Genomic DNA, 6,495 nt, shown 5'->3' with positions numbered 1-6,495 from the left:
TCCCACCCCCTCCGCCACAGCACTTTTATGGTGCTATAACTTATTGATTTCATGTGTGTTTTTTCAAGGTGCGGGATTCGTAAATAAAGGTTCGGGAATAGGATTCTCGAACATGCTTCTACGAAGCGCATGCTTGTTTGCTAACTTTCTCTAATAATTTTTTAAATTCTGCTAAATCCTGTTGTGAAAGATTATGTAAATTTCTAACAAACATGCCAACAATTTCACGACTCAACGGATTAGAAGGCTTTATAGTGAAGCTTTTACGACAAGCATCCGATTCTCTTCTCAAAATTTCTGCTACCTCTTGATCTAAAGTATAGAGTTCAATTATCTTTTCCTCTAATCCTACAGGAACAGATCTTTTGCCAATTTCTACAGATGATAAAAATGCTACAGATATATCTAATTTTTTAGCCATATCTAAAAGGCGTTCTGAATGATCAATGCGAAGTTTGCGTAAGGTTTTACCAAATGGTGTTGGCATCTAAAAAATCCTATTAAAAAAGAAGCTCTCTCGTGATTCTAGCAGAAATTCTCAGGTTTTGGTTAGCTCCTTTTAAAAATTGACTTCCTACCCTCCTTAATACACAAGGTTGTATAGCATGACGGATAAATCTCTTGACATAGGTTTGAAATGTAGTACATTGTAGTACAATTAAGTAGGAGGTTTAGTAATGGGAAAAATTCAAGCCCGCATACCTGATGAAGTTCAAGAAATTGCAAGTGCAGTTATTAAGTCTACGGGTTTAACTATATCGGATGCAGTGCGCATGTTTATGACCCGCATTGCTAGAGATAGAGCATTACCACTTGATCTATTCCAACCAAATCCGGAAACATTACAAGCTATCGAGGATGCCGAAATGGGACGCGTCGAACGTACATCATTAGACGGCTTAAGGACCATGATACGCTCAGATAGAACCGAAGCACGTAAATCTGAAAAGTAAACCTAAGCTTGCTATGCGGGAAATTGTCTATACGCGTTCATTCCGCCGTGACCTTAAACGTGAAAGCAAAGGTAAATATGCTAATGCACTAGAGGAGGATTTGCTGCTTGTGGTCAAAGCGTTAGCGGAGAATGAACCGCTAAAGGCGCATTGGAGAGATCATGCACTAACAGGTCAGTGGCGCAATTGTCGTGATTGTCACATAAAGCCGGATTTAGTTTTGATCTATCGAAAGCCAGATGCCAAAACACTAGAGCTTTTACGACTTGGTTCCCATTCTGAACTGCGTTTATAATTGGATCTCCAATTCATAGTAATAAAGAATTTTACGAAATTTTTTCTTTTATGACAGTTGTTCAGTTCTTTGAAAACCACTGCTTTAAATGTGCAATGACATTATCTAGCGCGTCCATGAGGCGTGCAAAATCGAGGATAAGCAAAAAAAGAAAAAATGCTATCCACTTCATCAAGCGAGACATCATTTTCACGCTTTGATAGGTGATGATCATTTCTTGAAGCATTTCTTTTTCTGATTCTGTAAGCTCTGTGTGTTTTTTGGATTTTTTTCTAACCATGTTTCCACCCACACAAGCGTTCACCTAGATTATTGTGCTTTAAGATCTCTCTTGCTAAATTGGAACTGATGGCGTTCAGATCTTGCCGGCTTAAATAAATAGGTAACCAACCAACACAAGAAGAAGCATATTTATTTGTCGCGCAACCAGTGAGAGAGAGCAGCACGCATATCAGCATCACTTTTTTGATTAACTTCACTTTCCACCTCAAGCCGTGTTGTGGCTGCTTTTAAAGCTTTTTCTGTTTGCTTTTGTTGCTCTACTTTTTTCCCAAGAGTAAAAGCTTTTGCTAAGGCAATAAAAAAAGCGGCTAAAGCCGCACCTGTTACCATCAAGTTTCTTTTCATCCATAAGATCATAGGCGGTGCTCCTGAAAGCGTTTAGCAACAAAGAAAATGCCAGTACATGCCGCTAAAACCATAATGGCGGCTAAAGCCCATTGGATTGGTCCATTGCCCGCTAAAAACCCACCAAGACCTGAGAAAGAACCAATAATCGGTGCCAATGCTTCTGCTTTGAGAAACCCTGTTGGTTGTTTCGTTTCTACTGTTTGATAATTAGAAGAAACATAAGCCCCTTTCGCCCATAGCCCTGCCTCTGCTACACGCCGGTGTACGAGACCTTGTAAACGTTTGCCTCCCGCTTTGGTCCATTTCTGCAATTCGGTTGGTACCGCTTCATAATCCCCCCGATTAAGCCTTTTAAGCAATGTAGAGTTTTGGAAAGCTGCAATACCCACATTATAACAAAAGGAAACAAGAGCGCCGAACTGCTCGTCGCTTAAATTCACACAAACTGCTTTTTCTACCGCCCTCTCATATTGCCGCAAATCTGCTAAAAGCATGTTTTCAGCTTTTTTTTCTGTAATCACCATACCCTCAACAACTGTTGGTTGACCGGCTTTTTTCGTATGACCATAACCAATCGTCCATATGCCAGAAGCATCTTGATAAGCCTGCAAGCGCAAACCTTCCCACTTTTTTAAACAGTATAAACAGTCTTTACTTATTTTCCGTGCCATTGTTCAATTCACCTTATAAATATACCTTTATGAGTACTGCTCCATCACCGCCGTCGCCGCCAATTTTGTCGCTTCCGTGTTTCCCATCAAAATATCCACCGCCGCCGCCGCCACATTCTTTACCACCTCTACCACCGTTACCACCTTTGTAACTCTCACCACCCTGCCCCATGATAGAACCCTTACATTTACCGCCACCGCCGCCGCCGCCGCCAAGAAAAGAACTTCCACCAGTACCAGCTCTCTTGCCGTCTATTCCACTCCCTCCACCATTACCACCAGAAAAAATAAAGCTTTCACCACTGCTGCCCTCCCTGTTTCCTCCTCCATCGCCGCCTTTCCCTCCAAAGTTAACGAGAGTCATGGAAACGGAATATCCTCCTTCTGCTGTAACAAGCCCTTTGATCATTGTTCTACCACCATTGCACAAAATGTTACTGTCATTACCTTTACCACCACGACCAATGTAAGCTGTTTTTAATTTATCTAAATCAGAACCTTTCATTTTAACATGCACACATTGACCGCCGCCGCCGCCGCCATCCTTAACGCCACCACCTCCACCGCCCCAAGCCCATACTTCGATATCGGTGTCAGCAGTAATACCATCAGGCAATGGAATATCTCCGCTTTCTGTCATCAGAATTTCAACAGGTTTTCTAACCCCGCCATCATTGTTGCCGCTACCAGCGCCGCTGCTATTGCTACTATTTGCTTTGATTGAAGCCATCAGTTTGGCTGGTGAGATAAGTGCATCCACTGTTTTTGTGCCATCAATCCAGTCTTGTTTGGCAAGAGGTTGAATGAGATCAACTTTTTTCTGTACACTATGTGCTGTATCTTGCGCTTTATCGGCTGCTGTTTGCGCAATATTTGCCTCAGCTTTTGCACTGTCTCCCGTTTTTTGTGCTGTCTCAGCCGTTTTTTTTGCATCTACTGCATAAGCTTTTGCATCATTTGCTGTTCTTAATGCACTATCTGCAACGTTCTTCGCTTCACTTGCAACATGAATCCCTTGTTGTGCAACATCTTCAACTTTATCAATTTTTGCAATCTGTGCACGTTCTGGAGGAGTTAAGATAAGATGCTTTTTCCCTTCCTTCATATTCTCCATATCAAATACATCTTTTTCTATTTTATCTGGATCATAAACTGATTTTGACATACCAAAAGACTTTGAGCCTACAAAATAACTAATGGTATTTTTGAGATCTACCGGAGATATGGGATAATAAACACCTTCATCTCCCCTCCGCCATTTTTCCATCGTTGGCTGCGTAGAACTCAACCATCGTAGCTTTGATCTTTCCTCTATGGTTAAGATCTTTTTGGTAGGACCCTCGTGCATATTTTCCATAGAAAATGTATTTGCCCCCACATTGTCGGGATCATATGTAGCAGCCTTCATATCGCCAATCCCTAAAGGCGATATTTTTACCCAGCCAGCGCCTGATAAAATCGCATTCTCATGCGCTTCACCACTTGCTTCAATATCACAAATTGTGACCTTATTTTTGTAAGCAAGAGCTCCAATATCTCTCTTTGCAATAGCATCATCAGCCTTTTTTCCTTGAGCAGCGGTTGCAAAATATTCTACCTCATAAGCTGCTGCACTCCCCACTGAAACAGGTGCAAGAGCCTTACTATCTAAAACACCTTCTTTGACTTCTTCTTTTGTTGCTGGTTCAAGCTTAAATATATGTGTGTGATAGGGTAATGGCATCGCGTTTCATTCCTTAATCAGTTCGTTGTCTTGTTGTGTGAGAGAGAGGACTGCAATTCATCAATCAGTTTTTGCATGATCTCTATGCGTTTATCTGTCGCTTCTTTATATTCTGCCAAAGCGCTTAAAAGATCATGCTGTATGTCGCTTTTGACAAGATCAAGTACCTTATTTAAGGGTGCATGAACCATTCGATTGCTTGCATAAAAAAGGACGCGGATTTGCTCCGCGTCCGCAATATCATCAATAGCAGACGGATTATTGATCATTTGAAAAACTCACGATTTTATGGCATAAACAACCGGTACATTAACAGGGCGTGTTTCTGCCTCGCCCGTTGAAGAAATCATTACCTTATGCGTGTGCACTCCAGCAGGTTGTGTATCTTTTGTATAATATGAATTACCAAAAGCAGGATTTCTGCCACCTATTTGACCAACTCTTGTAACCATAGAATAATCATGCTTATGCGTATGTTGACCTGCCTCTTCAATGGTACAAGCATGTGTATGCGATTTAAGGCAATCTTGCTGTATATCGGCAAATTGTCTACTTCTGTCTAAACCGCGACCATTATCAAAGCCGCGCAAAAACATTCCTCTAAAGTCTGGAACTTTAAAGGTTGTATCGCTGTTTTTTCCCCATTTATCCCCTATCGCCTTGAATAATTGCGGATAATCTTTGCGTTCATAAGTAGCGCCATCACATAAAAGCCAGCCGTTTGGGACTTCTTGCATAGCAAAGGTCGCAATAAAACCACAAGGAAAGGTTTCGACCTTCGGTGGTGGAATGGGGGTAGGGTTTAAAAGATACCAGCCATCAAGACCTTTTGTTGATACGCCATCATTATAGACTATTTCATAAATACCATTTGTTTGTAACTCACCACCTGTCAATGATACTATTCCCGTGCTGGTGGCTTTATAGAGTGGCTTTGCTCCTATATTATTCATGTTTATTGTTGTCGTACCAATATTTATACCACGCGCCTTAAAGCGGATAATGATATCGTTTTTATATTTCGCTATCGGCGACACCGTCGTCAACGTGATTGATGTTGTTTGTTCCTTTCCATTCACAATAAACTTTGAGTCAAGAGAACCACCATTATCGGCAAGATATTCACGTATACGCTGCATCATGACCCGCGCACTATCATTAACAGAACTAGGCGGCTGCCCTTCTGCCCAATTAATGATACTATCGGAATTCGCATTTTGATCAGCTGTGAGTGACCAGTCATAAATATCAGACATGATAAGCCCCCGTTCTTCTTAATAGCTCTTCGCGCAATTGCTCTTCTTTTTGCCGCCCATAGGAACCAACAGATTGCCGCCTAGAAGGATCAATGAGAGGTGTTAAATCTGTCGGTCCCCCAGTCGATTGTGAGAAACCCGCCATGACTGGTTGCTGTAACATTTGTTGCTGTACCATCTGTGCCTGCTGTTTTTGTCGTTCTCCATTCTCTCTCATTAAATGAAGCAAACCGGAAAAGCCCTTTTTAAGAGCACCTGCATCAATACCTTGTGCTTGCAATGGTGTGGTTTCCATAATCTGTCCTGTTAAATTGTCTCTGCTTTCAGGTGCCATCATTCTGTTTGGGAATGGCGTGTCATATGCCATCAATTGGTTGCCCCCTTGATCACCTTGACCCACTTGATTACCTTGAAGTGTCTTTTGAATCCTCTCAAACCCACGCAAAGGACCCACCTCGTTTGGTGCTGCTTGTCCATTGCTTTGGTTTTGCTGTATCGTTCTCTTCAAAGCATCTCCCGTTTTATTATAAAGCCCATAAATATGATTCATAAAATCCCCTGCTGTAGCTTCCATGTTGCCACCGTTGAGTGTGACTGCCTGTCGACCTAAAAGCTGGCTCGCTGGGATATGTGGATTTTTGATAAGCTTTACTGCCCCTGCTGGTCCTTGTTGGTGTGCGAGGTAAAGCTCTGCCTCTGATGGCTCTCTGCCTAATGCTGTGACTAAATAACGCGTATTATCCTTCGTTAACCGTGCCATAGCATCGGTTGCTTGAAAGGGATCAAACTTGTCATTCAGTTGATAGTGTTTTGCTGTTGAATCGAGAAATTGATACAGCCCCCCTGCACTGCTGTTCTTATTTCTTGCATTTGGATTACCATTACTTTCTATCATAGCAACACGTTCAAGAAAGCTTTCTGGCAAACCATATTTTTGTGCTGCCTGTGAGATAGCACGCTTCACATT

The 6,495-nt window shown here is 42.0% G+C and carries 11 protein-coding genes; 2 read left to right on the top strand and 9 right to left on the bottom strand.

Annotated elements, in window-relative coordinates; genetic code table 11:
- Positions 1-118: 118 nt before the first annotated feature.
- Complete coding sequence (locus tag ACFIL3_RS08685) at positions 119-487, bottom strand: helix-turn-helix domain-containing protein (protein WP_273787997.1); 369 nt, start codon at positions 485-487, stop codon at positions 119-121.
- A 190-nt stretch (positions 488-677) separates the two neighbouring features.
- On the opposite strand from ACFIL3_RS08685, the gene ACFIL3_RS08680 reads away from it, so the two are divergent.
- Positions 678-953, top strand: a complete 276-nt coding sequence (locus ACFIL3_RS08680) for a type II toxin-antitoxin system RelB/DinJ family antitoxin (RefSeq protein WP_375612632.1) — start codon at positions 678-680, stop codon at positions 951-953.
- Positions 954-966: 13 nt separating this feature from the next.
- On the top strand, positions 967-1,248 hold the full coding sequence (locus tag ACFIL3_RS08675; RefSeq protein ID WP_273787998.1) for a type II toxin-antitoxin system YafQ family toxin: 282 nt from the start codon (positions 967-969) through the stop codon (positions 1,246-1,248).
- Positions 1,249-1,309: 61 nt separating this feature from the next.
- Here the strand turns inward: ACFIL3_RS08675 and ACFIL3_RS08670 are convergent, their stop codons facing one another.
- The 8 genes from ACFIL3_RS08670 to ACFIL3_RS08635 all read right to left on the bottom strand — a co-directional run.
- Complete coding sequence (locus ACFIL3_RS08670; protein ID WP_375630254.1) at positions 1,310-1,528, bottom strand: hypothetical protein; 219 nt, start codon at positions 1,526-1,528, stop codon at positions 1,310-1,312.
- On the bottom strand, positions 1,521-1,727 hold the full coding sequence (locus tag ACFIL3_RS08665; protein ID WP_375646540.1) for a hypothetical protein: 207 nt from the start codon (positions 1,725-1,727) through the stop codon (positions 1,521-1,523). Before ACFIL3_RS08665 ends, ACFIL3_RS08670 begins: the two co-directional genes overlap by 8 nt.
- The gene (locus ACFIL3_RS08660; RefSeq protein ID WP_375612620.1) at positions 1,660-1,887 is read right to left on the bottom strand and encodes a hypothetical protein; all 228 of its coding nucleotides are present in this window, start codon (positions 1,885-1,887) and stop codon (positions 1,660-1,662) included. The genes ACFIL3_RS08665 and ACFIL3_RS08660 overlap by 68 nt, the downstream gene beginning before the upstream one ends.
- Positions 1,884-2,549 carry a lysozyme gene (locus ACFIL3_RS08655; protein ID WP_375612619.1) on the bottom strand — a complete coding sequence of 222 codons (666 nt, stop codon included), beginning with the start codon at positions 2,547-2,549 and terminating at the stop codon, positions 1,884-1,886. Before ACFIL3_RS08655 ends, ACFIL3_RS08660 begins: the two co-directional genes overlap by 4 nt.
- A 13-nt stretch (positions 2,550-2,562) precedes the next feature.
- Entirely contained in the window at positions 2,563-4,272 is a 1,710-nt protein-coding gene (locus ACFIL3_RS08650; RefSeq protein ID WP_375682088.1) for an alanine-zipper protein, read from the bottom strand.
- 17 nt (positions 4,273-4,289) lie between these two features.
- Positions 4,290-4,541 carry a hypothetical protein gene (locus ACFIL3_RS08645; RefSeq protein ID WP_375612617.1) on the bottom strand — a complete coding sequence of 84 codons (252 nt, stop codon included), beginning with the start codon at positions 4,539-4,541 and terminating at the stop codon, positions 4,290-4,292.
- 9 nt (positions 4,542-4,550) lie between these two features.
- Positions 4,551-5,528 carry a tail fiber protein gene (locus tag ACFIL3_RS08640; RefSeq protein WP_375682087.1) on the bottom strand — a complete coding sequence of 326 codons (978 nt, stop codon included), beginning with the start codon at positions 5,526-5,528 and terminating at the stop codon, positions 4,551-4,553.
- The coding region (locus ACFIL3_RS08635) for a transglycosylase SLT domain-containing protein (RefSeq protein ID WP_375682086.1) at positions 5,521-6,495 on the bottom strand (975 nt) is incomplete at its 5' end. The genes ACFIL3_RS08635 and ACFIL3_RS08640, both read right to left, overlap by 8 nt.

The organism is Bartonella sp. CE47NXGY (assembly GCF_042195415.1).
In the GTDB taxonomy this organism is placed as follows: domain Bacteria; phylum Pseudomonadota; class Alphaproteobacteria; order Rhizobiales; family Rhizobiaceae; genus Bartonella.
Note: the sequence above shows the minus strand (reverse complement) of the source record. Positions and strands in the feature narration are given on the sequence as shown.